Origin of the sequence: Croceicoccus sediminis, assembly GCF_007570835.1 — a bacterium.
In the GTDB taxonomy this organism is placed as follows: Bacteria; Pseudomonadota; Alphaproteobacteria; order Sphingomonadales; family Sphingomonadaceae; genus Croceicoccus; species Croceicoccus sediminis.
The window spans coordinates 129248-155188 of the sequence record NZ_SUNC01000002.1; the positions used below are offsets into that span (position 1 = coordinate 129248).

26 protein-coding genes and 1 tRNA gene are annotated in these 25941 nt (G+C 62.2%); 23 read left to right on the top strand and 4 right to left on the bottom strand.

Translation table 11 applies throughout. The features are described from left to right. Complete coding sequence (locus tag FAX90_RS08645) at positions 1-441, bottom strand: GtrA family protein (RefSeq protein ID WP_144097005.1); 441 nt, start codon at positions 439-441, stop codon at positions 1-3. Next, positions 438-1193 (bottom strand): ferritin-like domain-containing protein, encoded by a 756-nt coding sequence (locus FAX90_RS08650; RefSeq protein ID WP_240704807.1) that lies wholly within the window; start codon positions 1191-1193, stop codon positions 438-440. Before FAX90_RS08650 ends, FAX90_RS08645 begins: the two co-directional genes overlap by 4 nt. 342 nt (positions 1194-1535) lie before the next feature. Here FAX90_RS08650 and FAX90_RS08655 point away from each other — a divergent pair, with 342 nt between their 5' ends. Genes FAX90_RS08655 through FAX90_RS08665 form a run of 3 tightly spaced genes read left to right on the top strand, consistent with a single transcriptional unit; the run spans position 1536 to position 3827 of the window. Further along, on the top strand, positions 1536-2525 hold the full coding sequence (locus FAX90_RS08655) for a sugar phosphate isomerase/epimerase family protein (protein WP_240704808.1): 990 nt from the start codon (positions 1536-1538) through the stop codon (positions 2523-2525). Beyond that, the gene (locus tag FAX90_RS08660; protein WP_205700656.1) at positions 2522-3433 is read left to right on the top strand and encodes an alpha/beta hydrolase; all 912 of its coding nucleotides are present in this window, start codon (positions 2522-2524) and stop codon (positions 3431-3433) included. Before FAX90_RS08655 ends, FAX90_RS08660 begins: the two co-directional genes overlap by 4 nt. A 4-nt stretch (positions 3434-3437) precedes the next feature. Then, positions 3438-3827 carry a C-glycoside deglycosidase beta subunit domain-containing protein gene (locus FAX90_RS08665; protein WP_144097006.1) on the top strand — a complete coding sequence of 130 codons (390 nt, stop codon included), beginning with the start codon at positions 3438-3440 and terminating at the stop codon, positions 3825-3827. Between the two features lie 11 nt (positions 3828-3838). Here FAX90_RS08665 and FAX90_RS08670 read toward each other — a convergent pair whose 3' ends face one another. Beyond that, positions 3839-4477, bottom strand: coding sequence for a TetR/AcrR family transcriptional regulator (locus tag FAX90_RS08670; RefSeq protein WP_144097007.1), 639 nt, complete (start codon positions 4475-4477; stop codon positions 3839-3841). Positions 4478-4824: 347 nt separating this feature from the next. On the opposite strand from FAX90_RS08670, the gene FAX90_RS08675 reads away from it, so the two are divergent. The 6 genes from FAX90_RS08675 to FAX90_RS08700 all read left to right on the top strand — a co-directional run bounded on the left by FAX90_RS08675 (position 4825) and on the right by FAX90_RS08700 (position 13662). After that, positions 4825-7203, top strand: coding sequence for a TonB-dependent receptor (locus FAX90_RS08675; RefSeq protein WP_144097008.1), 2379 nt, complete (start codon positions 4825-4827; stop codon positions 7201-7203). Between the two features lie 82 nt (positions 7204-7285). Continuing rightward, the gene (locus FAX90_RS08680; protein ID WP_240704809.1) at positions 7286-8413 is read left to right on the top strand and encodes a Gfo/Idh/MocA family protein; all 1128 of its coding nucleotides are present in this window, start codon (positions 7286-7288) and stop codon (positions 8411-8413) included. Then, complete coding sequence (locus FAX90_RS08685; protein WP_144097009.1) at positions 8410-9468, top strand: sugar phosphate isomerase/epimerase family protein; 1059 nt, start codon at positions 8410-8412, stop codon at positions 9466-9468. The genes FAX90_RS08680 and FAX90_RS08685 overlap by 4 nt, the downstream gene beginning before the upstream one ends. Then, the gene (locus tag FAX90_RS08690) at positions 9465-10658 is read left to right on the top strand and encodes an MFS transporter (protein ID WP_144097010.1); all 1194 of its coding nucleotides are present in this window, start codon (positions 9465-9467) and stop codon (positions 10656-10658) included. Before FAX90_RS08685 ends, FAX90_RS08690 begins: the two co-directional genes overlap by 4 nt. A 1-nt stretch (position 10659) precedes the next feature. After that, positions 10660-12333, top strand: a complete 1674-nt coding sequence (locus FAX90_RS08695; protein WP_240704810.1) for a GMC family oxidoreductase — start codon at positions 10660-10662, stop codon at positions 12331-12333. Positions 12334-12345: 12 nt separating this feature from the next. After that, positions 12346-13662 (top strand): glycoside hydrolase family 1 protein, encoded by a 1317-nt coding sequence (locus FAX90_RS08700; RefSeq protein WP_144097011.1) that lies wholly within the window; start codon positions 12346-12348, stop codon positions 13660-13662. 94 nt (positions 13663-13756) lie between these two features. Here FAX90_RS08700 and FAX90_RS08705 read toward each other — a convergent pair. Further along, positions 13757-13833: transfer RNA gene (locus FAX90_RS08705), tRNA-Arg, on the bottom strand. 132 nt (positions 13834-13965) lie between these two features. Between FAX90_RS08705 and FAX90_RS08710 the strand changes: the two genes are divergently transcribed. The 14 genes from FAX90_RS08710 (at position 13966) to FAX90_RS08775 (ending at position 25698) form a co-directional block, all read left to right on the top strand. Next, the gene (locus tag FAX90_RS08710) at positions 13966-14343 is read left to right on the top strand and encodes a hypothetical protein (protein ID WP_144097012.1); all 378 of its coding nucleotides are present in this window, start codon (positions 13966-13968) and stop codon (positions 14341-14343) included. 84 nt (positions 14344-14427) lie between these two features. Then, a complete protein-coding gene (locus tag FAX90_RS08715; protein ID WP_144097013.1) occupies positions 14428-14940 on the top strand; it encodes an MmcB family DNA repair protein in 513 nt (170 codons plus the stop codon). Positions 14941-15022: 82 nt separating this feature from the next. Continuing rightward, positions 15023-15763, top strand: coding sequence for a sterol desaturase family protein (locus FAX90_RS08720; protein WP_144097014.1), 741 nt, complete (start codon positions 15023-15025; stop codon positions 15761-15763). After that, positions 15760-16194 carry a DUF2141 domain-containing protein gene (locus FAX90_RS08725; RefSeq protein ID WP_240704811.1) on the top strand — a complete coding sequence of 145 codons (435 nt, stop codon included), beginning with the start codon at positions 15760-15762 and terminating at the stop codon, positions 16192-16194. The genes FAX90_RS08720 and FAX90_RS08725 overlap by 4 nt, the downstream gene beginning before the upstream one ends. A gap of 22 nt (positions 16195-16216) precedes the next feature. Then, complete coding sequence (locus FAX90_RS08730; protein ID WP_276612269.1) at positions 16217-17095, top strand: HpcH/HpaI aldolase/citrate lyase family protein; 879 nt, start codon at positions 16217-16219, stop codon at positions 17093-17095. A 117-nt stretch (positions 17096-17212) separates the two neighbouring features. Then, positions 17213-18061 (top strand): PAS domain-containing protein, encoded by an 849-nt coding sequence (locus FAX90_RS16695; protein WP_205700657.1) that lies wholly within the window; start codon positions 17213-17215, stop codon positions 18059-18061. Positions 18062-18095: 34 nt separating this feature from the next. Then, positions 18096-19217, top strand: coding sequence for a phosphatase domain-containing protein (locus tag FAX90_RS08740; protein WP_144097015.1), 1122 nt, complete (start codon positions 18096-18098; stop codon positions 19215-19217). Positions 19218-19299: 82 nt separating this feature from the next. Then, positions 19300-20670, top strand: a complete 1371-nt coding sequence (locus FAX90_RS08745; protein WP_144097016.1) for a M48 family metalloprotease — start codon at positions 19300-19302, stop codon at positions 20668-20670. A gap of 10 nt (positions 20671-20680) precedes the next feature. After that, positions 20681-21457, top strand: coding sequence for a DsbA family protein (locus FAX90_RS08750; RefSeq protein WP_144097017.1), 777 nt, complete (start codon positions 20681-20683; stop codon positions 21455-21457). Positions 21458-21636: 179 nt separating this feature from the next. Next, positions 21637-22854 (top strand): sensor histidine kinase, encoded by a 1218-nt coding sequence (locus FAX90_RS08755; RefSeq protein ID WP_144097018.1) that lies wholly within the window; start codon positions 21637-21639, stop codon positions 22852-22854. A 16-nt stretch (positions 22855-22870) separates the two neighbouring features. After that, entirely contained in the window at positions 22871-23668 is a 798-nt protein-coding gene (locus FAX90_RS08760; RefSeq protein WP_144097019.1) for a LytR/AlgR family response regulator transcription factor, read from the top strand. A gap of 168 nt (positions 23669-23836) precedes the next feature. Further along, positions 23837-24694: a carboxylating nicotinate-nucleotide diphosphorylase gene (nadC, locus tag FAX90_RS08765; protein WP_144097020.1), complete on the top strand. Its 858-nt coding sequence runs from the start codon at positions 23837-23839 to the stop codon at positions 24692-24694. Between the two features lie 76 nt (positions 24695-24770). Beyond that, positions 24771-25148 (top strand): hypothetical protein, encoded by a 378-nt coding sequence (locus FAX90_RS08770; protein WP_144097021.1) that lies wholly within the window; start codon positions 24771-24773, stop codon positions 25146-25148. Between the two features lie 88 nt (positions 25149-25236). Next, positions 25237-25698: a hypothetical protein gene (locus FAX90_RS08775; RefSeq protein WP_144097022.1), complete on the top strand. Its 462-nt coding sequence runs from the start codon at positions 25237-25239 to the stop codon at positions 25696-25698. The last annotated feature ends 243 nt before the right edge of the window (positions 25699-25941 follow it).

Genomic DNA, 25941 nt, shown 5'->3' on the forward strand with positions numbered 1-25941 from the left:
TCAGACGCGCCGGAAATTGAAAGTCGCGTTGGCGACGAACATGGCAAGCCCGGCAAAAACCGACACCACCACCCGCGCGACAAGATAGTGCATCGCCGTGTATTCCATGAGCAGGGCGAACAGCGCGACCGTGATGATCAGGCCGATCCCGGAATTGGCGAGGAATATGACATAGCCTGCGCCGACCGCCCGGTCGGTCCCGCGAAAAACCCACGTCCGGCCAAGCGTGTAATGGAACGTCTGCGCCAGCAGGAAAGTGATGCCGGTCGCCAGCACCTTGTCCATCCCGCCAAGAGCCACAAGCGCCCAAAGCGCCGCCAGTCCCAACAGGAATGCGCCGGTGCTGACCACGGTATTGCGCAGCAGCATGCCGCCCACATCGAGCGTGAGGAGGCGCGCAAGCAGCGGCGGCTTTCCAGCCTCTTCCAGACGTGCCGTCACGCGGCGGCGGGAGCCGTAGCGGGTTTGGCCTGTGCTTCGCCGCTGTCCGCCCAGTCGGTGCGGCGGCCGATGAACGGATTGAGGAACAGGACCGGCAGTTTTAGGAACAGCAGCTCGGAATGGATAAACGTGTCGATCCGGCGTTCCCACCATTTCGGTTCGCGCTTGCCGTGCTTGCGCAGCCAGCCTTCATAGGGAGCCCAGTGACTCGGCTCATCCTTTTTGATCACGCGGAAGATCTTCATCAGTACCGGGTCACTTTTTACCAGCCGGTGATTGAGCAGGATTTCGACCTGCCTGTAGCCGCGTTGTTCGGTCAGCGCGATAACACGGCACAATTTCTCGAACTGCCGGTCGTCATCGATGATGGCCTGCGTATCGAGCTGGTCGATACGGGTCCGGAACATGATCTCGATAAAACGATCGATGTGACCGAAAGTACGGTCGACCGCGAGGGGCATCCGGCCTTGAAGTTCGAACCAACGGCGAAACATCACGTAGTGCGCACGCTCGTCCGCGCGGTGCTGCTCGATCGCGGCTATGAGATCGGTATCGCCGGGTGATCGCACGCGGACAGCCTCAAGGACGCGGTCGATTGCCGTGTAACCCCGATGTTCGTTGTAAATGTAAATCGAACCAAGAACGTCGAGATATCGACGGCGCACCCACTTCAACATCAGAAGCCCTCCAAACTCTCTAAACCCCCCTGGGTCCGAAAGTTTCCGCAAAGCCAGTAGCGCCAGTCCAGCCACTCGCAAACCGGCCTGTTAGCGCCGGGTGAGCCGAAATCATAGGCCACTGCCCCCAAGGCTTCGATCGCGCGGGTGGCTTCCCGATTTACATGTCCAAAACTATATACTAGAACATGATTCCATAATGATATCGGGGATGAGCTGTTCGGGTGGGCGACATGATCGCGATTTTTGCAACCGTTGTCGCCGCCGTGTCAGGCGGATCGGGGGCATTGCGTCAACCGGCAACGGGGTCTTCTGACCACTCGTGCGGCCGCAGCCCAGGCCCGGTTCGCATCATAACCTCCGGCCCGCGCCCCATTCGCGCACAGCACAGTTTCCATTGATCGGATTGGCCTAGAAATGAAACCGAAGATACAGCGGGGCGTCAGCCTTTACAGCTTCCAGGAGGAGATGTTCCTGGGCCAGATGAACGTTGAGGACTGCGTATCGTTCGCAGCATCAATCGGGGCGAAGGGGATCGAGATTCTCCCCGAACAGAACATGCCCAGCTTTCCGCACGTGACCGATGCGGAAATCGCCGAATGGCATGCGATGCTGGACCGACACGGTTGTCACTTCACGTGCTACGACATGTTTCTCGATACGAAACTGCGCAAGAACCGGCTGATGACCGACGATGAACAGGTCGCCAGCATTCGCCGCGATCTGGAACTTTGCAACCGGCTCGGCATCCGGAACATGCGCATCCTGATCTTCGTCAGGCCCGACATCCTCGAACGCTGCGTCCCTTATGCGGAGGAGCTTGACGTGCACATGGGGGTGGAAGTCCATGCCCCATGGTATCTCGATCACGCGTGGATCCTGCGCACCATAGAGGTCGCGGATCGGCTGAATACCAGGCACCTGGGAATTCTGCCCGACATGGGCATCTTCATGAAGCACTACCCGCCCGAATTCCGCGCCCGGTTCGAACGCGAAGGCGCACGCCCCGAAATCACCCAGTTCATCGTCGACCAGCACGAGGAAAAGGTGATGTGCGAATACACGATCTACGAAGTGGCCGTGAAGATGCAGGGCAATCCGGCAGAAGTGCGCATGGCTGAAACGCTACGTCACGCCCCTTATGCCAACCCCAGGCGGATCGGCGACTTCGCACCCTATTTCAGGCACATTCAGGCCAAGTTCTACGGCATGACCGAGGATTGCCACGACCCGTCCATCGCCTACGACGAAGTCATCCCCGAGTTGGTAAAGGCCGGTTGGCAAGGCACTTTATCGAGCGAATATGAAGGCAACCGCTGGGTGCAGGACGCAGAGGACGTCGACAGCCGCGAACAAGTCCGGCGCCAGCACGTGATGTTCGAGAGACTTCTGGGAGAGACAGCATGAAGAACGCCTTTTTGCTTGGCATCGCCGCATGCGCGCTGACCGTGCCGGCCGCAGCGCAGGAACCGGAATATCCGGTCATGGAAAGCACGATCATCGCGCCGCCCGTGATGCAGGGCGAAATTGCGATGCCCGTGTCCGATCAGGCGAAGGATCGCGAGATCTGGACGATTTCGGAAGGGAAGACGTGGGTCCGCAATGTGACGCACCCCACCCTTACGCCCGTGCTTCCCGTGGGCACTCACCGCGACACGGCCGTCATCGTCGCACCCGGTGGCGGGTTTCTCGGCCTGTCGATGCAGAACGAGGCGTGGGATATTGCCCGCTGGCTGGCGAATAACGGAATTCCGGCCTTCATCCTGAAATACCGCACGGTCCCCACCCCCGTCGATCAGGCGCAGTTCGATCGCGAGATCATCCCTGCCATGAGCGGTGCGAAAGCCAGCTTCGCTCTTCCGGACGATACGCCGCCAGAGGCGCTATCCGACGGGGAAGCGGCCATCGCATACCTGAAAGCGAACGCGCAGACTTACGGCATCGACCCCGATCGGATCGGGTTCATGGGATTTTCGGCGGGCGGCATGCTGGCGAGAAGTCTCGCGACCGGCGAAGATGCAGGAGAGCTGGCTTTCGCCGCGCCGATATATCCGATGATGAATTCAGTTGACGTGCCTGCCGATGCTCCACCGCTCTTCGTCGTGCTCGCAGCCGACGATCCCTTGTTCGGCAAGGGGCCGCATGGCCTCGTCGACAGCTGGGAGGCGGCCGGCAAGTCGGTCGAGTTCCACTACTTCGCAAATGGGGGCCATGGCTTCGGGGCTGGCGTCAAGGGTACGGCGGCAGAAGGCTGGCTTGAACAGTTCGTTCGGTGGCTCGACGCCACGCAGCCGCGCGTTTCGTCAAAGGATTGATGCAATGTTCGACAAGTACATCATAGACCCCGACAGCTTTGCCAATGTCGGCCCGGAGCACGCGCCTACCGGGTTCAGTTTCGGAACCAAGCTGGGCTACTATCGCGGCCTGACGCTCTCGATGCTTGAAGACCTGGCGGTTTCTCTGGATGGGGACGACCTGCCGCGGGACGCAATTTCCTTCGACGATGGCAACGGCCGAATCGGTCTGGATGAAATGGAAACCGCCTACGATCGGCGCTGGAATTTTGGCGCCCCGGCAAAGCTGATAGTCGCTTATCCCGGAGGGTTGACCGCGGGAAAGCATACCGTGTCGCTGCGTCAGCAGCTGAGGATCAGCTACATGCCGTTCCCATCGGTCCGCTTCACGGAAAAAACGATCGAATTCACCTGAACGCCTTGGTGTCAGTTGGTCAGATAAGCGACGATCATGTCGCAAAGGCCTTCGACCAGCGTGTTCCAGTCCTGTTGTTCGATCATGGGGTCCTGGCTGTCCAGGCTGAGGTGCCTGGCGAGCGTGGCGAAGGTTATGTGAAAGACAAGATGCGCTTTCACTTTCGCGTCGCCGACGATTTCGGATTCGAAGTGAAGGATTCCGCGCGCCATTTCATCGGCAGTGTCCTTCTCGCGGCGGTAGCCTTCGCGCGAGGAATCCGGGTCGCCGCTGGCCTGCCGCATGGCAAGGCTCAGCATTAGGGCGTTGTCGCGTAGAATTTCGGAATAATTCGTGACGTAGGCGCGGACGAAGGATGCGAGGTTATCCGACTGTTTCAGAACATGGACGAAGGAATTTCTCTCTTCCTCGGCCATTTCGCTCATCGCTAGTCCAAGCACCGCGCGAACGAGATCTTCCTTGCTCTCAAAGCGGTGATAGATCGATCCGATCGAAACCTCGCCTACCTTGCTGACCTCCTGCAGGGTAAATTCGTCACCCCCACGCTCGATCAGCAACTGGCGCGCGGCATCCATCATTCGCTTCAGCGAGGCTTGGCTGCGTGGCTGCTTGGGTTTGCGGGTGACCTGCGATGCGGCGGATTTCGGCACGGACTGATCCTGTTTGCGGCGATGCGATTTGCATCCCCATCAAAGCGGGAATCTATTACGGTACACCTGTACATTGCAACGCACTAATCGAAATCACCTCTCCGGCCACGGCTCCATGCCCGGTTTTCCGGGGAATTTGATCCTCGCACCAAGACCGCCGGAATGCCAATCAAGCCAGCTTGACACCCGCTCTGAAATTCTTAGAAGCAGATTCTAATTCGGCCAGACAGAAGATTTGGTGCGGGGTGAGGTCGGCATGGTGCGGAAATGGTGTGGGATCGGTGCCCGCTCATCTCCGCAAGCTTCTCCTCCCGTTCGGCAACATAACTTTCCCGGGGAGGAAGCACATGAACACGAAGCGTACTCTATTCGCCTGCCTGATGATGGGCGTTTCCATCACATCGGTCGCAGCGCACGCCCAGAACACGGGCTCTGCCAATACGTCGGGCCAAGACGCGCAAAGTCAGGACCAGGCAGGCGTCATCGTGGTCACCGCGCAGCGTCGGTCGCAAGACGTTCTCAAGGTTCCGGTGAGCGTGACGGTAGTCGGAGAGCAGGAGCTTCAGGAGCGCGGCGTCAACAACCTCAGCGGAGTCACCAAGCTCGCGCCGAGCCTGCAGGTCGCTCAAGACAACACCTTTTCAGTCCGCGGCATCGGCACCGGAACTTTCGCCAACACGGTTGAGGCCAGCGTATCGCAGGTCGTCGACGACGTCGTCCTTGGGAACCGCGAATTCGCGTCCAATGCTTTCTACGACGTTGCGCGGGTCGAGGTGCTGAACGGCCCGCAAGGGTTGCTGTTCGGCAAGAACGCCTCGGCCGGTCTGGTCAACATCACGACCAAGCGCCCGGTACTGGGCGATCTGTCGATGTCTGCCGACGGAGAAATCGTGCGGCGGGCACGTCCCGGCAAGGACGGAACCGGTTTCCAGGTGCGCTCCACGCTGAACCTGCCGGTCGGAGACAATGCAGCGGCCAGGCTGAACGCGATCTATTCCGAAGACGATCCGGTGACCGTGGTGAGTGTAAACCCGGCCGTGCGTAATGACCTGAAGAAGGAAAACTTCGGTGTCCGCGCGAAATTTCTCTTCGAACCGTCGGATTCCTTGTCGGTATATATTGCCGGCGACCTGAACCGGCAGCGCGGAATCACGACCCGTTACGACGTGACTTTCCGCGAATTCGGCCCGAACAGCCAGTATCCTGCGCTGGGCCTGGTCGCAGGCCCTGAGAACCTGAATTATTCGGTCGATGCGCCAAACTATCGGGACAGCGATACCGGCGGGCTGCAGGCGAATATCGCTTACGAATTCGATAGTGGCCTGGAACTCACCAGCGTCTCGGCCTGGAAGACCGCCAAGACCGATTTCCAGTTCGATTCCGACAATACGCCGTTCAATTTCTTCAACTTCAACATGTCGAAGGGCACATATGACCAGTATTCGCAGGAATTGCGGCTGGCCTTGCCCGACGAAAACCGCCTGACGGGACAGGCCGGGCTCTATTTCTTCCGGTCGGATTCGGCGGCAGACGGTTACCGTGGGGGCAACCTGGGTTTCCCCGATTTCATCAGTTCCGGTTTCCCGTTCTGCATCGGGGCGACGCCGACCGCCGGGCCGCCGCCTGCCTGCAACGTCAGCAACCGGTCGTTCCTGGGTCAGGACTACGCATACACGCTGCAGAACACCAGTTACGCCGCATTCGGACAAGTCGGCTACGCATTGACCGACACGCTGAAACTGACTGCCGGTGCGCGCCTCACGCGCGAGAAGGCAGAAATTCACCTGGTGGAGAACTTCGGCGACTACTTCGTGACCCTCGGCGTACCACGCAATATCAGCGATCAGAGTGTCGACGCCACCGACCTGAGCTACAAGGTCGGCCTCGATTGGCAGGCGACTCCCGATCTGCTGATCTACGGTTTCTACGGTGAAGGCTTCAAGGGGCCGGGCTTTTCGAACACCTCCCCCTCACCCGGCGCCGATCTTTCGGTCAGGCCTGAAATTTCACGTGGCGGCGAGATCGGTATCAAGGGCCGCACACTGGATGACATGGTGACTTTCAGCGCATCTGCATTCTACACCAAGTTCTACGATCTGCAGGTCCAGGCATTCGTTCAGTCGCTTCGCACCTTCGTGCTGAGCAACGCCGCCACCGCGACGACCAAGGGCATCGACCTGTCGGTCCAGGCCCGTCCTGCGGCCGGGCTCGAACTGAGCGCGTCGGTGGCCGTCCTCGATGCGAGTTTCAACGATTACCCCGGTGCGCAGTGCTATCCGACACAGACGACCGGCGGGTGCAACGCTGCGGTGAATTCCAGCGATCCCGCATTCGTCGGAACGTTCAACGCCGCCGGCTACGACGTACCGCTTTCGGCACCGTTCACCGCAACGCTTGGCGCCAGTTACACGGTCCCGATCGGACCGTCGCTGGATGCCGACTTTGGCGTGGGTTACTATCACCGGTCCTCGCAATCGGCAGGCCTGGGAGAGCCTTTCAAGATCCCGTCCTGGGACACGATCGACCTGCGTGCGGGCGTGGCCGGCGACAACTGGACGCTCTCGCTGTTCTGCAAGAACTGCACGAACTCCATCCGCCCCATCTCCATCGGGTCTGATGGCGGTGATGCCAATCCGCTTGCCGGACCTCCGGTGCTGACCCTGAGCCAGCGTTTCAACTTCGAATCGGTTCGTACCGCCGGACTGCGCGCCAGCTTCGAATTCTAGGAACCGGTCGCAGATCGTCATTACCCGTGACTGGCCGACCCCGGCAAGAATGGCGGGGTCGGCCGACAACCAGGATGGAACCATGACCAGACGCCTACGCATGGCGATGATCGGCGGCGGTCCCGGGGCCTTCATCGGCCCCGTCCATCGCATTGCCGCCGAGCTTGACCGCGAGATCGAGTTGGTTGCGGGCGTATTTTCCTCCGAAGCCGAGCGCAGCCGGGCGGCGGCTGACATCTACCGCATCGACCCGGCGCGGGCCTATGGGGCGCTGGATGAAATGCTGGCGGCGGAAAGGGCAAGGGAGGACGGCGCGGACTTCGTTTCCGTGGTGACGCCCAATCACAACCACTTGCCATCACTGCGCGCTGCCATGCAGGCGGGCTTTCCCGCCATGTGCGACAAGCCTGCGACTTCGTCGTTCGCAGAAGCACAGGAACTGGCGGGCATTATCGCAAGGACCAATCTGCCGTTCGGGCTGACGCATACCTATACCGGTTATCCGCTGGTGCGCGAGATGAAGGCGCGGATCGCTGACGGCGCAATTGGCACGATCCGCAAGGTGGTGGTCGAGTATCCGCAGGGCTGGCTGGCCGGTCCGGCGGAAGGCAAGCAGGCCGAATGGCGCGTCGATCCGGCGCGTTCGGGCGCTGGCGGCTGTATCGGTGATATCGGCACGCACGCATTCAACCTTGCGGAATTCGTCACGGGCCTGCGCGTCACGCGCCTGCTCGCGGACCTTGCGGCAGTGGTCCCGGAACGTGAGCTGGACGACGACGCAACCGTCCTGATGCAGTTCGAGAACGGCGCACGCGGCGTGTTGCTTGCCAGCCAGATCGAGGTCGGTGAACTCAACGGACTGCGCATCCGCGTCTATGGAGAGACCGGCGGGATGATCTGGAAGCAGGAAGATCCGAACGCCCTCATCTGGCACCGGATCGACGGGACGACGCAGATCGTGCGCGCAGGCGATGCGTCTCTGGGCGAATGGGCCGCGGCGCGCACCCGTACGCCGGGCGGACACCCGGAAGGATATCTGGAAGCGTTTGCCAATCTCTACCGCGATTTTGCTGCCGTGCTGCGGGGCGAAGACGCGCCGCTCCTACCCGGTATCGCCGACGGCCTGCGCGGTATGGCCTTCATTCAAACCGCCGTCGCCGCCAGCCGCGATGGCGCCGGCTGGACCGATTTTCCGGAGATCGAAGCATGAGAACCCTCAAGGGGCCTGCCATATTCCTCGCCCAGTTCGCGGGCGACGAAGCGCCGTTCAATTCCTTCGACGCGATCTGTGACTGGGTCGCCGGCATGGGGTACAAAGGGGTGCAGGTGCCCAGCTGGGATGCACGTCTGTTCGACCTCGAAAAGGCCGCCGACAGCCAGGATTATTGCGACGAGATTTCAGGCGTCGCAAATTCGCACGGGCTTGAGATCACTGAACTCTCCACACATCTGCAGGGCCAGCTTGTCGCCGTGCACCCCGCCTACGACGCAATGTTCGACGGATTTGCCGCCGATCACGTGCGCGGCAATCCGAAAGCGCGGCAGGAGTGGGCGGTCGATCAGGTGAAAAAGGCCGCCAACGCCAGCCGCCGTCTCGGGCTCGACCGCCATGCCACGTTCTCCGGCGCACTTGCCTGGCCCTATATCTACCCATGGCCGCAGCGCCCCGCCGGGCTGGTCGAGGATGCCTTCGACGAACTGGCCCGCCGCTGGCGCCCGATCCTTGACCATTTCGACGAATGCGGCGTCGATGTCGCTTATGAAATCCATCCCGGCGAGGATTTGCACGACGGCGTGACTTTCGAAATGTTCCTGGAGCGGGTGGACAACCATCCGCGTTGCAACATCCTGTACGATCCCAGCCATTTCGTGCTGCAGCAGCTCGACTACCTTGACTACATCGACATCTACAAGGATCGCATCCGCTGCTTCCATGTGAAGGATGCGGAGTTCAATCCGACCGGTCGGCAAGGCGTTTACGGCGGCTATCAGGGCTGGGCCGACAGGGCCGGCCGCTTCCGCTCTCTGGGTGACGGGCAGGTCGACTTCCGCGCGATTTTCTCCAAGATGGCGGCCAACGATTTCGACGGCTGGGCGGTCCTGGAATGGGAATGCTGCCTCAAGCACCCTGAACAGGGCGCTGCCGAGGGCGCACCTTTCATATCGGATCACATCATCCGCGTGACCGAGAAGGCTTTCGACGACTTCGCCGCCGGCGGCGCGGACCGGGATCTCAACCGGCGCATCATGGGGATAGGCCAATGACCGCGACTGCCGCACCGGTACGAAACGAAACCGCCAAGGGCGTCACCCTTCTTTTCGCACAAGTCCTGCCCGTGATGGCGATCGTTTCCCTTTTCCCGGCCATACCCAAGCTGATGCAGCAATTCGGCGATGTCGAACATGCTGCCTTGCTGGTTCCGATGATCCTGACTGTCCCGTCGCTGATGGTGGCGATCTTCGCGCCGATCGCGGGTGCCATTGCCGACCGGTTCGGTCGCAAGACCAGCTTCCAGCTGGGCATGTTCCTCTATGTCGCGATGGGCATCGTGCCGGTCTTCACCGCCGATATCTTCGTGATCGTGGCAAGCCGCGCGGTGCTGGGCATTGCCGAGGCCATGGCGGTGACCGTTTCGAGCGCGCTGATCGGCGACTATTTCGGCGAAAACCGGCGCAAATGGACCACCCGGGTCGGCATGGTGATCTCACCGGCCGGGACGATGTTGTTGGTCGCGGGCGGCTTCCTGGCAGAATGGGACTGGCGCGGGCCGTTCTTCATCTATCTCCTGGCCATTCCGGGGTTCGTGCTGGCGCTGCTCTACATAGAAGAGCCGGAACAGCACCTGCGAAGCGAGGCGGAGCGGATTGCCCTGCCCTTCCCCTGGCGCGAGGCGACGACGATCGGATCGCTGACGGTGGTGGCGTCGCTGCTCTACTATGTCGAGCCGCTCAACATCGCGCGCGTTTTCGCGGAAATCGGGCTCACCAATTCGGGGCTGGCCGGTATCGCACAGGCCGTAACATCGCTGGGCTTCATCGCGGGCGCATACTTTTACGGCCGAACCGCGCAGCGGTCCATCGGCGAACACATGGCGGTGCAGTTCCTGTTGATGGGCATAGGCCTGATAGTGATCGGCCTGTCGTCCACGCTGGCAGGCGTGGGCATCGGGGCGACGATCCAGCAGATCGGGGCCGGTCTCACCATTCCGTCCTTGCTGGCCTGGGGACAGGCACGGTTGCCCTATGAACAACGCGCGCGGGGCATGGGCATCTGGACCACCAGCTTCTTTGCCGGGACGTTCCTGTGCCCGCCGATGGTCACCTTTGGAGAGACGATCACAGGCGGGCTCATGCCGGCCATGATACTGTTCGGAGCGATCTGCCTGATCGCAGCCATCATCGCCGCCGTGGTCGCTCGCAGCCAGCCCCGGCTCTCCGGCACGACTGCCAACTGACATGGATATCATGAAATACGACTACATCATTATCGGCGCCGGCTCTTCCGGCGCGGTGCTGGCTGACCGGCTTTCGGCCGACGGCCGGTCGCAAGTCCTATTGCTCGAAGCGGGCGGCACCAACGAGGCCGAGGTGGTCAATCTGCCGCGTGCCTTCATGAAGATGTTCGGCAACCCGACCTATTTCTGGTCGTTCCCGGTGAAGGAACAGAAGGGCCGGCCCAAGGGCGAAACGTGGTTCTATGGAAGAGGCCTCGGCGGATCGAGCTCGACCAACGGCACGTGGTACTTGCGCGGCATGCCCGCCGATTACGATGGCTGGGCGGCGATGGGCCTTGACGAGTGGCGATGGGACGAGGTCGTGCGCTGCTATGGCGAGATGGAGAGCTATCACTACGACCATGCCGATCCCAGCCGCGGCCGTGATGGGCCGCTTCAGATAACGGAGCTTCCCTTTCGATCCCGGTTCCTGGACGCCGTGAAGGCCGCGGCAGGAAAGATGGGCGTGCCGACCCTTCCCGATATCAACACGCCGGGCACGCAAGGGATCGGCTATACCCAGACGACCGTCAATCGGCGGGGGCGGCGGCATTCCTCGTATCAGGCATTCCTGAAGCCTGCGATGGATCGCCCCAACCTGACGGTTCTGACCCACGCGATGGTTCAGCGGATCGAGCTGGAAGGCACCCGTGCCAGCGGCGTCACCTTCACGCATGACGGCGTGACAAAGCTGGCTACCGTAGCCCGGGAAGTCATCGTCTGTGCGGGCGTATTGCAGAGCCCCAAGCTATTGCAGGTTTCCGGCATCGGCCCGCACGAGGTGCTGGAGCAAGCCGGCGTTCCCGTCAGGATCGAAAGCCCGCAGGTGGGCCGAAACCTGGCCGACCACGTCATGCTTTCCGTCAGCTTCCGGATGAAGAACTATCGCGGTTTCAACCATGAATTCCATGGCTGGCGGCTGCTGAGGCACGTCGTGCAGTATTACCTGACCCGCAAGGGACTGATGGCTTATACCTCGCCCGAGCTGACAGCACTTGTCGCGATGGATGCGCCCAAGGACTGGCCCGACGTGCAGATCGGTATCGGCCCTTTCTCAATGCGTTCGAGCGAAGAGATAAAGGCCGATCCGGGCCGCGGCGCGCTGGAAAGCGAGCCTGGCTACACCCTCAACGGATATCACCTGCGCCCGAAAACGCGGGGCAGCGTTGCCATCACCGGCGGCAATATCGACGCCCCGCTGACGGTCGATGCCAATTGGTGGGGCGATCCAGACGACCGCAAAACGCTGGTCAGGATCGTTCGCCTGTTCCGCCGCCTGGCGGGCCAGCCCGAACTGGCAAGATATACCGTGGGCGAGATCACCCCCGGCCCCGAGTATCAGACCGACGAGGAAATCGGCTCTGCCCTGGAATGGCTGGTCAGCCCCGGCGTCCATGCGACCGGCACCTGCCGTATGGGGCCCAACGCCGACGACGTGCTGGACAGTCGCTGCCGGGTGCGCGGCGTTGAGGGTCTGCGCGTGGTGGACTGTTCCGCGATGCCGACCCCGCCGTCCGGCAATACCAACGGACCGGCGATGATGCTGGGCTGGCGCGCTGCCGAACTGATCCTGGAAGACCGTGACGCGCCGCGCGATCAATGCTTTGGCGTTGCGAAAGCAACGGCGATATTCTGAAAGGACCGACACATGCATAGGCGTTCATTTCTCGGAGCCGGTGCTCTTGCGATCGGCGCAACCGCGGCCCCCGCCTTTGCACGGGGCACGCAACGTCACGGCTTTCCCGAAGACTTCGTCTGGGGCTCGGCTACGTCCGGACACCAGACCGAAGGCAACAATATCGCGTCGGACCAATGGTTGTTCGAAACCGTGGAACCGCGCCTGGCGAAGACTCCGTCGGGCGATGCCTGCAACAGCTTCGAGCTGTGGCCGAAGGACCTCGACCTGATCCGGGGGGCAAACCTTTCGAGTTACCGGTTCTCGATCGAATGGCCGCGTATCGAACCCGTGAAGGGCGAATTTTCCATCGCGATGCTCGACCATTATCGCAGAATGCTCGAAGGTTGCCGGGCGCGGGGCATCACGCCGATGGTCACGCTTTGCCACTTCACCACGCCGCGATGGTTCGCCGCCTCAGGGGGCTTCAAACAGCCCGATGCGCCCGCCTTGTTCGCCCGCTACTGCACCCGCGTGATGGAACACATGGGCGATCTTGTAAGCAACGTCGTCACCATCAACGAAGCCAATGTCTGCAACCTGCTGGCGATCAGCCTGCCCGACGGCTTTTTCCAAGCGGTGCGCGCAACGCTGAACATCGCGGCAAGACAAAGCGGGAGCGACCAGTTCGTCCTGTCGAACCTGGTCCTTGCCGAAGATCTGGACGCGGTCACTACCGGTTTGCTGGCCGGTCATGCCGCCGGCAGGGAAGCAATCCGCGCTGCGGCACCCCATGCGAAAGTGGGCGTGACGGTGGCCGTCAACGACGATCAGGCGGCGCGCGGCGGCAAGGGCAAGCGTGACGCGATCCGCGAGCAGGCTTACGGCCAATGGCTGCGTGCCGTCGCGGATGACGACTTCATCGGCGTTCAGAACTACCACCGCAAGATCTGGGGCGCCGAAGGAAAACGGGAAGGCCCCGAAGGTGCGCCGGTCAACTTCTCGGGCGAGGAAGTCTATGCACCTTCGCTCGCCAATGCGGTTCGCTATGTGCATGACGTCACCGGCAAACCGATCTACGTCACCGAACACGGCGTCGGAACGTCCGACGATGCCATCCGCCAGGCGCTTATCCCCGCAGCATTGCGCGATCTGCGCAAAGCGATAGCGGATGGCGTCCCCGTGCGCGGATATTACCACTGGAGCCTGCTCGACAATTACGAATGGGGCGGTGAGCCGGAAAACCGCTTCGGCCTGGTCGCAGTGAACCGCAAGACGTTCGAGCGCACTCCGAAGCCGAGCTACGCCATTCTGGCAGCGATCGCGCAAAGCAACGGCCGCGACCTTTAGCATCCCGTACCGCGGTGCGCGACCGACTCGCTTGTTTCACCCGATTTTCTAGCTGCACTTGTACCGGGGGAGGATTCCGACGAGTTCCTAATTTTGGCGCACCCGACAGGATTCGAACCTGTGGCCTCTGCCTTCGGAGGGCAGCGCTCTATCCAGCTGAGCTACGGGTGCGCGGTTCCTTGTGGAACGAGGCAGCCGCTTAACAGCGCTCGGCGCGGCTTGCCAGTATTTTTGCGTTACTATTTTGAAGGGCCTATTCGCGCGTTAGCAGTTTTTCAACGCTGTCCTGCCACGTTAACCTTCATGAGCGCAGTTCAGGACTTTCCCATCGATGATGCCGGCAACCCCGTCGGGTGCGAGGAAGATATCCTTGCCGCACGCTGGGCCGCCATGCACCAGGCCGCAGACGCCCTTGCCAAGATGCTGGGTCAGTCGGGTCTTGGGGCGGAACGGGCATTTTCCCCTTATCCGGTCGGATTGCCCGGCGGCGATCTGGCCGAGCTGGAGACCGCGACCGGCGACCTTCATGCGATGATGGAACAGGGACTTTTTGCCGTGCTGCGCGCGCGCGAACACGGGGCGGAGGCGAAAGTCGCGGCCAAGGCGCTGCTCAACCGGTTCGAGAATCGCCGCCGCACGCTGTTGAGCCAGGATGGTGAGAGCGCCGACCTCGCCGCCTGAGTATTTGGTGCGGGCCTGAAGGTTTTACACGGACAGGCGTTGCAACGCTTGCCATGTTCCCATTTCGTTCCATACAATCGCGGCATGATCGAATCAGCCGCCATCCCGCTTCGCGAACCTTGTAACGATATGCCATCGGGTGCCGCCGCCGTCGCACGCGGTATCGGGCGCCTTTTGGCGCGCAACGATATCTGGACGATCCCCGAAATGCCCCTTGTCGGCGGCAGGCGGGCGGATCTCATGGGGATCGATGCCCGCGGCAAGGTAGTGATCGTGGAGATCAAGGTTTCGCGCGCCGACCTGCTCGGTGATGGGAAATGGACCGATTACCTCGATCATTGCGACCGGTTCTACTGGGGGCTTTCACCCGATCTCGACCGGCAATGCCTCGAAAGTGAGGATTTTCTGCCCGATCGGTGCGGCGTGATCGTGGCCGACAGCTACGACGCGGAAATCCTGCGCCCTGCCCCCTTGCTCAAGCTGGCCCCGGCACGCCGCCGGGTGGAGGTGGAGCGGCTGGCCCGGTGCGCGATGCGGCGCAGACAGGTCGATTTCGATCCGCACTGTTCGCCGTGGGGCGGCGAGTTTTCGGGCTGAATGCCCTTGGCAAGGGTACAACCTGCCCTGCCGCTTTCTTAGTTCGGGTATTATCGGTAAACCGTTCTGCATGGACGGGTTCATGACGGAAACGGCGATCGTTGCGATTGCCCTGTCGGCACTGGCGATGACGGTCATCGTGGCGGTGCGATACCTGCTGACCAGCGGCGGCTTTGCCCTTGCCACCCGCAGCGTGCGGCCCGGTCTCTATTCCGGCCTCGACAGCCAGATCGGCAAGGAAATCCGCTGGTCGCTGCTATCGGCTGCGATCTACGGCATTCCGGCGGGCATCGTGGCATGGGGCTGGCAGGAACGGGGCTGGACGCAAATCTACACCGATCCTGCCGCGATGCCGCTGTGGTGGATGCCGGTCTCGCTGCTCGTCTATCTTTTCGCGCACGATACCTGGTTCTACTGGACCCACCGCTGGATGCACTGGCCGCGCCCGTTTCGCATCGCCCATGCCGTCCACCATGCCAGCCGCCCGCCCACGGCCTGGGCGGCGATGGCCTTTCACCCGATCGAGGCGATAACCGGCGCCGTGGTCATCCCCGCGCTCGTCTTCCTGGTGCCAATCCATGTTGGCGTTCTGGGCGCGGTGCTTGCGATCATGACGATAATGGGCGTAACCAATCACATGGGTTGGGAAATCTTCCCGCGCGCACTTGTTCACTCGCGCTTAGGAAACATGCTGATAACCGCCAGTCATCATCAGGTTCACCACGAGAAGTATCGATGCAACTACGGGCTCTATTTCCGGTTCTGGGACCGGCTTTGCGGAACGGACGCGGGCCTTGCGAAACCGGGTTGGGACGGCCGATGAAGATGCGCCGCCTGCTGCTTCCGCTGGCTGCCCTGCCGCTGATCGGTGCCACCCCCAGGGTCGGTGCGGATATCGAGGTCACGGTCACCAACATGCGGTCCGAGGACGGGCAGGTCTTTGCCTGCCTTGCACCGGCCAAGGATTCGTTTCCCGATTGCAAGGGCGGCGGCGGCATGGACCTGAAGATCCCCGCGGACGAGGCGGGGCACTTTGCCTTTCACGGGGTTGCGCCCGGCCGCTATGCCATCGCCATCCTTCATGACGAAAACGGCAACGGCAAGATCGACAAGGCGTTGATGATTCCCAAGGAAGGCTTCGGCTTTTCACGCGACGCGCCTGTTCGCATGGGCCCGCCGCCTTTCGCGAAAGCCGCCTTCGACGTCGGCAGCGAAGACGTCGTTCAGCCGATCAAGATGCGGTACATCCTTTAAAATCGCCTTCTGGAGAGAAAATTTGCCCGAACTGCCGCTGCTGCTGCGCTCGGTCCTTTACATGCCCGGCTCCAACGCACGGGCGATCGCCAAGGCGCGCACGCTGGACGTCGATGCCGTGGCGATGGACCTTGAAGATGCCGTCTTGCCCGAGGCGAAAGCCGATGCGCGCAAGATGATCGCCGATGCGCTGCACGAAGGCGGGTTCGGGTCGCGCTATCGTGTTGTGCGGATCAACGCGCTTTCGACCCAGTGGGGCGCGGACGACATCCGGTCGATGCAGGGTGTCCCGCTCGACGCGATCTTGGCGCCCAAGGTGTGCAGCGCGGCGGACGTTGCGGACCTGTCCGATGCCATGGCGCAAGCGGGTTTCGGCCCCGAAGTCGCGCTGTGGGCGATGATCGAAACGCCAGAGGCGATACTCAACCTGTCCGAAATCGCGGCCGCGGCAAAAGACAGCCCGCTGGCCTGTTTCGTCCTTGGCCTCAACGACCTGGCCAAGGATACCGGCATCGCGCAGCTTCCCGGCAGGGCCGCGTTTCAAACGGTCCTGACGATGAGCGTGATTGCCGCGCGCGCCCACGGCCTTGCCGTGATCGACGGGGTCTGCAACGCGATCGATGACGAAGCACGCTTCGTGGCAGAGTGCGAACAGGCGCGTGACGGCGGCTTTGACGGCAAGACGCTGATCCACCCCAAACAAATCAGGCCGGCCAATACGATTTTCGCACCGGGTGAGGACGAAGTGGCCGAAGCACGCGCCATCGTCGATGCTTTTGCCGATCCTGCCAACGCAGGAAAGGGCGCCTTGCGGGTCAACGGAAAGATGACCGAAAGGCTGCATCTGGCGCAGGCTGAAAAATGCCTTTTGCGCGCGCAAGTGATTGAAGGACAAAAATAAACAAACATCAATCTGATTAGGGTTAACTTAACACCCCGTTTACCCTTTCCCGCCATACTCGGCGCTTCAGACGGGCATCGGGCGATGCCCTGCCGCGCGGGATTCGGGGGAATCGACATGGATACGGTGAAAGGCGGCTTCTACGACTGGATCGGCGCCGGCGACACTCTCGAACTTGCCGGTTACGAAGAACAAATCGTCGAGGAAGCCCGCGATACCGGGCCCGCTGCGCCGCCCCCGGCCATCGGCCAGGACGAACGCCGCATGCAGGTGCGCGCCTACAACCTGTGGGCCGACCTTCTGGGCCACCGCGCCTTTCCCGACATTCGCGACCTCGACGCCTCGGGCGATCCCGATTTTGCCGATTTCTCGATCCTGCTCGACTTTTCCAGCGGCATCGAAGACCCGATGGTCATGCACCTGGGCAAGCGCCTGGCAGAGGAATGCGGCGCCACCGGCAACCGCGTGATCGGCCAGCTTTCCGACGTTCCGGCAGGATCGCTGCTGTCGCGCATTACCGATCACTACGTCCAGATCCTGGCCCGCCAGGCCCCGATCGGCTTCGAAGCGGAATTCGTGAACAGGCGCGGCGCGCTGATCGTCTATCGCGGCATCCTGCTCCCCTTTTCCAGCGACGACCGCAAGATCGACCACATCTACGGCGTGCTGAACTGGAAGGAAGTGGCCGATACCGGCATCGCCGATCTGGTTTCGGGCGAACTGGCCGGTGCCTTTCTACAGGCCGGTGAAGGCGCGGTCCGGGCCGAAGACCCCCTGCCCGCGCCGCTGTCGCGCCGGCTGCGTGCAATCACGCCCAAAGGGTTCGACACGCTGGACGACAATGGGCCGGAATTCACGCTGCTGATGGCGCGGCGCATGTCGTCGGGCAATGTCGCGCTTCTGGGCGAAATTCCGTTCGATCCGGCACTGATGCGCCAGGCCGCGAACAAGCTTCAGGGGCGATAGGGGCACAAAACCGGCCCACCGGTGTTGGTCGGTTATGCCTTTCTTCGGACACCCGCCGCACGTCTTTCCCTATTTCGGCCATCGCAACGATCGCCGCCTGACCATCACCGCCCGCGCCCTGCGCGCGCGTGAACCGAGCTGGGACCACCAGAGCGATTTTGCCAAGGTCCGCGCGCTCTGGTCGCAGTTCGCGTCGAAGGAACACCCGAACCTGCCCGTGTCGCTGGTGATCGCTGCCCCCGGCGGCAGCGAACGTCGGCACGAAGGCGTAACCAACGACGAAGGGTTCGTCCGCTTCGACGTCGATATCGATGGCTGGGGCCTTCCCGCGGCGACCGCGTGGGAAACCGTCCGTTTCGAATGGCATAATGTGAATGGCGCGCAGACCGCCGATGGCTATGTCCTGGCACCGGGCACCCAATCTTCGCTCGCCGTCATATCCGACATCGACGACACGATCATCGAAACCGGCATCACCGGCGGTATCGGCAATGTCGCGCGCAACTGGCGCAGGCTGCTGGCGACGATGCCGTCCGACCGCACGCAAGTACCCGGCGCGGACCGGCTCTACGGCCATCTGGCCGGTGCGCCTTCGGGGCATGACGATCCCGGCACGCGGCGCGTCGCGACGGAGCGGCCCTTCTTCTACATCTCGTCCAGCCCGTGGAACCTGTTCCACTATCTCGTCGCCTTCATGGAATCGCGCTCGCTCCCGCTGGGCCCGATCCATTTGCGCGATTGGGGGTTCAACCGTTCGACACTGGGTTCGGCAGGGCACGGACTGCACAAGCGCTTGGCGGCAACGGCGCTGCTGGAAGCCTATCCCCACATGCGTTTCGCGCTGATCGGCGACGATACGCAGGGCGATCTGATCGCCTTTTCCGAAATCGCGATGGAAAACCCGGGCCGCGTGGCGGCGATCTTCATCCGCATGAACGGCGAACCCCACACGGCGGAGGAACTGGCCGCAAAGGCGCGGATCGATGACGCAGGGATCCCCCTCTGGCTGGGCGACAGTTTCGACGTGGGGGCCGATTTCCTCGACCGGATCGGCGTTTCGTCAGTGGGCGATACCGCGCAGATCGTCGAAACGATCGAGGAAGATGGCGCGTTACAGGATACCACCGAAACGGCACAGTCGCCCCAAGACGCTTGAGCCTGCGGCCGGTCCGGCTTAATCCCTCGTTCAGCGCCCGACGGCCAGTTGCGGCAAGCAGACGTCGGGATGCAAGGCATTGATGCAAAGAACCCAGTTCAGACCGCTGGCCTATATCGCCATGCTCCTCGCGCTCGTCCTTCTGGGCGCGCGCCCCGCGCTGGCGCAGTCGGTCCTGCGCGATGCAGAGACCGAGGCCCTGCTCAAGGACATGAGCGCGCCGATCATCGCGGCCGCCGGGCTTGAGCCCAATAACGTCGACATTGTCCTGCTCGACGAACCGTCGGTTAACGCCTTCGTCGCGGGCGGACAGGCGATCTACATCCATTCGGGCCTCATCAACGAAGCGGATACCGCGCTGCAGGTCCAGGGCGTCATCGCGCACGAACTGGGCCACATCACCGGCGGGCACGTCATCAATTTCTCGCAAGGCGCGAAGGCCGCCAGCAACATCTCGATCATCTCGCTCCTGCTGGGCGCGGCGGCTGCCGTCGCAGGCGGTGGAGAGGCGGCAATGGGCGTGATCGCCGCCGGGCAACAGGCGGCAATGGGCAAGTTCCTGGCCTTTACCCGCGGGCAGGAATCGGCCGCCGACCTTGCAGGCGCGCAATATCTTTCGGGCGCGGGCCTTTCGGGCCGCGGCTCGCTGGAGTTTTTCCAAAAGCTGCAAACGCTTGAGCGCCGGGCCGGATATTTCGCGAAAGAGGAAGACACTTTCTTTCGCACCCACCCCCTCTCGCGCGACCGTATCGAGACGCTGACCGCGGTCTATGAAAAGGACCCGGCGTGGAACATGCCCTCCGACCCCCGGATCGAGGAGCGTTTTCGCCGCGTGAAGGCCAAGCTTTACGGCTATCAGGCAGAGCCCAAGGCCACGCTCGTCGCCTATCCTGAAACCGACACGTCGATTCCCGCACACTATGCCCGCGCCTTCGCCCGCAACAAGGAAGCGCTGATCGGCCAGTCCGTGAACGAGATCGACGCGCTGATCGCGGCAGAGCCCGACAATCCCTATTTCCTCGAACTGAAGGGGCAGGTCCTGCTCGAATCGGGCAAGCCGGCAGAGGCGCTGGAACCGCTGCGCCGCGCGGTCGAGCTTTCGGGCACCGAACCGCTGATCGCCACGATGTTCGGCCATGCCCTCATCGCGACAGAGGATCGCAGCCACTATGAAGAGGCGGAGCAGATCCTGCGCACCGCAGTCGCGCGGGACCGCTACAACCCGACCGCGTGGTACCTTCTGGGCCGCATCTACGGCGAACGCGGCGACACGCCCCGCGCCCGCCTTGCCAGCGCCGAACAGCAGATGTTGACCGGGCGGGCCCGTTCGGCCCTTCAGAACGCCACTGCCGCCGAGGCGGGGCTTCCGGCAGAGACCGTCGACTGGCTGCGCGCACAGGATATCAAGCTCGAAGCGCGGGCGATCATTGAACAGCAGGAAAAGCGCAGGTAAAACCATCCTCATGAACCTTTCTGCAAAGCCATACCGCCTTACGGCCGCGATCATCGCGATCGTCCTTGCCGCCGCTGCCGCCATCTGGGTGGTCAACGCCCGCGGCGCATCGCCCGAGGACGAGGCCGATGCCGCGGTCCGCGCCGCCGGTTTCGACGCCGACGAACGCGCCGCGATCGAGGCGCTGGTCCGCAACTACCTGCTCGAAAACCCCGAAATCCTGCCCGAAGTGGTCGAACGCCTGCGCGAAAAGCAGGCCGAAGAGGCGATGGCCGGGATCCAGCAGGATCTGTTCACGCCCTATCCGGGCGCCTATCTCGGCAATCCGAAGGGCACCAAGGTCCTCGTCGAATTCAGCGACTATGCCTGCGGGTTCTGCCGCAAGTCGGTTGAGGCCGTGGACGAACTGATCGCCGAGGACCCCGACCTCAAAGTCGTGATCCGCGAATTCCCGATCCTGTCGCAGGGCAGCGTCGATGCCGCCAAGATGGCGCTCGCCGCCGCACATCAGGGCAAGTACGAGGAATTCCACCGGGCGATGTACGAAATCGGCAAGCCGACGCCCGAAAACATCGAAAAGGCCGCCCGTCAGGCCGGGCTCGACCTGGCCATGGCGCAGAAGGCCGCCGCCAGCAACGCCGTCGCCGCCGAGATCGAGGCCAACCGCGCCTTTGCCAACCAGCTACAGTTCGACGGCACGCCCGCCTGGGTGACGCAGGACCAGATGCTGCAAGGGGCAGTCGGCAAGGCCGCACTTTCCAGCGCATTGTCCGGCAAGGGCGGCTAAGCCGCTCGCTTCACCCGATCGGCAGCGCGGTCCGGCGTTTATGACAGGCCGCGCTGCTTCACGCCCGTCCCTATGATCGCCAACAAGGGTCCATGATACCCGCCGGGCGCAAGCCATGGTCAATTCTTGGGCCCGCTGGGGTGCTGTCGCGCAAGCCGCGATTGCGCTATCAATCAGGCATGTCCGTTCTTCCCGTCGCCCCCGTACCCTTCTTTGCCGACAAGAACCGCGCATTCTGGCGCCTTCAGGCGCTGGGCTGGGGCGGGGCGATGGTCCTGCGCGCGATGTCCAGCCTCGCCAATGCGCAGCCGTTCTCGTTCCTGCTGCTGGTCTTCCTGGCCACCGTCACCGGCTTCTCGCTCAGTCTCGTGCTCTCGGTCATCTATCGCCACCTGATGAACCGCCGCGCCATCGTGACATGGGGCGTTACCGCGATCGTCCTGGCGACGGCCGTCGGTGTCTATGCCTTCATCGACAGCTGGGTGATCTCACTCTACCGCCCCAGCGCCGAATCCAATTTCGCGCAGCTGTTCCTCGGCGTGTTCTACCTCGACCTCACGCTGCTGGGCGCATGGTCTGCGCTCTATTACGCGATCAATTTCTACCTTCAGGTCGAAGAAGCGAACGACCGCCTGCTCGCGCTGGAGAACCAGGCGACGAGCGCGCAGCTTGCCATGCTGCGCTATCAGCTCAATCCGCACTTCCTGTTCAACACGCTGAACTCGATCTCGACGCTGGTCCTTTTGAAACAGACCGAACCTGCGAACGCGATGCTGTCGCGGCTTTCCAGCTTCCTGCGCTACACCCTCGTCAACCAGCCGACGGGGCGTGTCACGGTGTCGCAGGAAATCGACACGTTGAAACTCTACCTCGACATCGAACGCATGCGGTTTGAGGAACGGCTGCGCACCCGGTTCGACATCGCGCCCGGCGTAGCGGGTGCGTACCTGCCTTCGCTCCTGCTGCAGCCGCTGGTCGAAAACGCGATCAAGTACGCGGTCAGCACGCAGGAAGCGGGCGCGGAAATCACCGTGAAGGCCGAACGCATTTCCGACATGCTGCGCATCAGCGTGTCCGATACCGGCCCCGGCATCCCTCGCGGCAAGCGGCCCGACGACGTCATCGGCGTGGCGCACGGCGAAGGCATGCGCTCGACCGGTGTCGGCCTCGCCAACATCCGCGAAAGACTGTCGCAGGCCTATGGCGAGGACCAGCGCTTCGACATCGTATCACGGCCACAGGACGGCTTTACCGTAATCATCGAAATTCCGTTCGACACCGAACCTGACGAGGAAGACGAGGCGTTTGAAGGCACCAAGGGCGCAGGGGCGTCCGCCATCTCTCGCCGGATCGCTGAAACCTTGTCGTCCGCTACCCGTTTACCGTCAAACACGTGACAGGATTCCAATTCCCATGACTCTGCGAACAATTCTGGTCGACGACGAAAAGCTCGCCATTCAGGGCCTCCAGGTCCGGCTCGAGCCGTTCTCCGACATCGAAGTCATCGCCACTTGCGCCAACGGGCGCGAGGCGATCCGCGCGATCAAGACCGAGAAGCCCGATCTGGTCTTCCTCGACATCCAGATGCCCGGTTTCGACGGCTTTTCCGTGGTGAAAGGCGTGATGGACGTCGATCCGCCACTGTTCATCTTCGTGACGGCCTATTCCGAACATGCCTTGAAGGCGTTCGAGGCGAATGCGGTCGACTACCTGATGAAGCCGGTGGAAGAAGACCGCCTGGCCGACGCCATCGAACGCGCCCGCACCCGCATCAGCGAGCGCAAGGGGCTTGAAGAGGTCGAGAAGCTCAAGAACGTCCTGGCCGAAGTCGCGCCCGATGCGATGGACCAGATGCAGGACGAGGATATCGGCGCCGAATCGCGGTACGAAAAGATGCTGAACGTGAAGGACCGCGGCCAGATTTTCCGCGTCGACGTCGACACGATCGAACATATCGAGGCTGCGGGCGACTACATGGTGATCTCGACCGGAGAAAACTCGCTGGTCCTGCGCGAAACGATGAAGGACCTCGAACGCCGCCTCGACCCGCGCGCGTTTCAGCGCGTGCACCGCTCCACCATCGTCAACCTCAACCAGGTCCGCCAGGTAAAGCCGCACACCAACGGCGAATGCTTCCTTGTGCTGGATTCGGGTGCCGAGGTGAAAGTAAGCCGCAGCTACCGCGACGTAGTGGCCCGTTTCGTGCATTGATTTTATTGGCCCGCCCTTCGGGGCGGGCGCCCTCAAACGCCGGGCGCGGGCCATCCGGCCCGCTTGGCTTCCTCGCATAAGCTCGGACGCGCATTCGCGCTTGCGGGTGTCGCTTCGCGCCCCGATATTTGCGCCGACCTCAAAGTTCGTTCCCTACAAAGGCACTCCATGACTTTCTCGCTTCCCGGCTTCGACCTTGACCGCTTTATCCGCGAAACGCTTGCGGAGGATCTTGGCGAGGGCTTGCCGGGGGGCGGGCATGACGTGACGAGCGGAAGCGTGATCCCCGCAGGCGCACGCTTTTCGGGCGTGATGGACAGCCGGGACGCGATCACCGTGGCGGGCCTGCCGATTGCCGCGGCCTTTTTCCGCGCGCTCGATCCCACCTGTTCGGTCGAAGTCCTTATCGCGGACGGAGAGGCTGTCGACGCCGGAACCGACCTCATGCGCCTGTCGGGCAACGCCCGCGCGCTGCTGACGGCAGAGCGGAGCGCGCTCAATACGGTGCAGCACCTGTCGGGTATCGCGACAATTACCGCGACTTATGTTGCCGCGATGGATGGCCACGCGACGCTGCTGGATACGCGCAAGACCATTCCGGGCCTGCGCCACCTCGAAAAATACGCCACCCGCATGGGCGGGGCGCAGAACCACCGCATGGGTCTGTGGGATGCGGCGATGATCAAGGACAACCACGTCGCGGTCGCCGGCTCCGTCGGCGAAGCCGTGACCCGCGCCGTCCGTGCCGGGGTCGAGAACATCATCTGCGAGGTCGACCGGATCGACCAGATCGAACCTGCGCTTAAGGCTGGCGCGACCCATCTCCTGCTCGACAACATGGGACCGGACACGCTGCGCAAGGCCGTGGCCCTGATCGACGGGCGCGTTCCCGCAGAAGCGTCGGGCGGGGTCAATCTCGACACCATCGGCCCGATCGCGGCGACGGGCGTGAATTACGTCTCGGTCGGCCGCCTCACCCAAAGCGCACCTGCCGCCGACATCGGTCTGGATTTTCAGCCGGTTTAGGGATCGCTGACGCGCTAAGCTGACTGTCGGCTAACGACCCGTTGCAGACCTTAGCTCTGCGGCTAATCTCCCGGTCATGTCGATCAATCAGCCCCAACGTGATGCGGCCTATGCTGAGTTGCAGGAAGTAGTCAGCAAGTTGCAGCGGCGAATTGCAAATGAGGAGCTTCAACCAGCTGCGTTGATCCTAGCCTGCCGCAAAATTTTGGACCTATGGATCGTGGCAGGCGGTGAATCGACCGATGATGCTGTGATTAGTTTTCTGGGTATCGAAAGCCAGTCAGATCACGTTTTGGGTGGCAGCCAAGTGAAGGGCGGGCGTGATGGAGATCGTGTCCGCTTCGAGCCTACATCGGATGACGAAGCAATAGAGGTCGGCGAGATCGCCCATTATTTCAAGGAGAGCTTTGCGAGCGCGGTGGTCGGTCTCGCCGATCATCTTGATGTCCGTTAACGTCGGTTACCGACCCGTTGCGGACATTAGGCATTGCGCATAGCAATGCCGCAAGAGCTTCATCTTGCTGACGAAAGGGGATTGGCCGATGAGGCTGTTATACGCAATGATCGCCGTTTGCGGGCTTTTAGCGGCCCCTAACGCCGCTAATGCCCAATCGGATGAGTGGTTCGTCGGTTCTCATCCTGACTACCACGCCGCGATGGTTAGAGATCTCGATGGGGTTATTGTGGCGGTTTATGTCGCAAAGGAGCCGTCTATCTACGCGTCTCCTTTGCTCATGGAAACCGTCGCACCAGCCTGTGATGCGGCGCAGCCGGTCGAAATGCATGGCACACAGGCGATCATGGCGTTTGGTTCGACTGCCGAGGAGCGACTGGCAGAGGTGCGGAACGCAGTTCAAGGATTTTTCGACCGAAGTGTCGAGTCATGCCCGGTCGCGGATGATTTCGAGGCTCGGTTCTTTCACCGGTTCGACGACGCGTATCTTGCAACAGATGCATTGCTCATGGAGGCGGGGATTTTCCCGCTTGAGAAAGGCGATGAGTAGCGGACAAACAGAAGCAGCTTCCCACCCCATTGTCGGACGCAGCGAACAGTAACCGCACCGCCCGAAAGCCGACTGGCAGCTTCACCATAGTTGCGACCAAAACCTGCCTGTCAGCGAACGACCCCATTGCGGACATCAAGGATATGCACGTATTATGCGGATATGACTGACTTTCCGCCTGACAAACCTCGCACTCTGAGCGAACTGGAAGCTTACGACGCTATGGTGTCGTTCCTCACCAGA

Excerpts from the sequence above, each read along its gene's own strand:
- FAX90_RS08655 (WP_240704808.1), top strand. The coding sequence starts at position 1,536 with ATGAAACCGAAGATACAGCGGGGCGTCAGCCTTTACAGCTTCCAGGAG.
- FAX90_RS08660 (WP_205700656.1), top strand. The coding sequence starts at position 2,522 with ATGAAGAACGCCTTTTTGCTTGGCATCGCCGCATGCGCGCTGACCGTG.
- FAX90_RS08665 (WP_144097006.1), top strand. The coding sequence starts at position 3,438 with ATGTTCGACAAGTACATCATAGACCCCGACAGCTTTGCCAATGTCGGC.
- FAX90_RS08675 (WP_144097008.1), top strand. The coding sequence starts at position 4,825 with ATGAACACGAAGCGTACTCTATTCGCCTGCCTGATGATGGGCGTTTCC.
- FAX90_RS08680 (WP_240704809.1), top strand. The coding sequence starts at position 7,286 with ATGACCAGACGCCTACGCATGGCGATGATCGGCGGCGGTCCCGGGGCC.
- FAX90_RS08685 (WP_144097009.1), top strand. The coding sequence starts at position 8,410 with ATGAGAACCCTCAAGGGGCCTGCCATATTCCTCGCCCAGTTCGCGGGC.
- FAX90_RS08690 (WP_144097010.1), top strand. The coding sequence starts at position 9,465 with ATGACCGCGACTGCCGCACCGGTACGAAACGAAACCGCCAAGGGCGTC.
- FAX90_RS08695 (WP_240704810.1), top strand. The coding sequence starts at position 10,660 with ATGGATATCATGAAATACGACTACATCATTATCGGCGCCGGCTCTTCC.
- FAX90_RS08700 (WP_144097011.1), top strand. The coding sequence starts at position 12,346 with ATGCATAGGCGTTCATTTCTCGGAGCCGGTGCTCTTGCGATCGGCGCA.
- FAX90_RS08710 (WP_144097012.1), top strand. The coding sequence starts at position 13,966 with ATGAGCGCAGTTCAGGACTTTCCCATCGATGATGCCGGCAACCCCGTC.
- FAX90_RS08715 (WP_144097013.1), top strand. The coding sequence starts at position 14,428 with ATGATCGAATCAGCCGCCATCCCGCTTCGCGAACCTTGTAACGATATG.
- FAX90_RS08720 (WP_144097014.1), top strand. The coding sequence starts at position 15,023 with ATGACGGAAACGGCGATCGTTGCGATTGCCCTGTCGGCACTGGCGATG.
- FAX90_RS08725 (WP_240704811.1), top strand. The coding sequence starts at position 15,760 with ATGAAGATGCGCCGCCTGCTGCTTCCGCTGGCTGCCCTGCCGCTGATC.
- FAX90_RS16695 (WP_205700657.1), top strand. The coding sequence starts at position 17,213 with ATGGATACGGTGAAAGGCGGCTTCTACGACTGGATCGGCGCCGGCGAC.
- FAX90_RS08740 (WP_144097015.1), top strand. The coding sequence starts at position 18,096 with ATGCCTTTCTTCGGACACCCGCCGCACGTCTTTCCCTATTTCGGCCAT.
- FAX90_RS08745 (WP_144097016.1), top strand. The coding sequence starts at position 19,300 with ATGCAAAGAACCCAGTTCAGACCGCTGGCCTATATCGCCATGCTCCTC.
- FAX90_RS08750 (WP_144097017.1), top strand. The coding sequence starts at position 20,681 with ATGAACCTTTCTGCAAAGCCATACCGCCTTACGGCCGCGATCATCGCG.
- FAX90_RS08755 (WP_144097018.1), top strand. The coding sequence starts at position 21,637 with ATGTCCGTTCTTCCCGTCGCCCCCGTACCCTTCTTTGCCGACAAGAAC.
- FAX90_RS08760 (WP_144097019.1), top strand. The coding sequence starts at position 22,871 with ATGACTCTGCGAACAATTCTGGTCGACGACGAAAAGCTCGCCATTCAG.
- nadC (WP_144097020.1), top strand. The coding sequence starts at position 23,837 with ATGACTTTCTCGCTTCCCGGCTTCGACCTTGACCGCTTTATCCGCGAA.
- FAX90_RS08770 (WP_144097021.1), top strand. The coding sequence starts at position 24,771 with ATGTCGATCAATCAGCCCCAACGTGATGCGGCCTATGCTGAGTTGCAG.
- FAX90_RS08775 (WP_144097022.1), top strand. The coding sequence starts at position 25,237 with ATGAGGCTGTTATACGCAATGATCGCCGTTTGCGGGCTTTTAGCGGCC.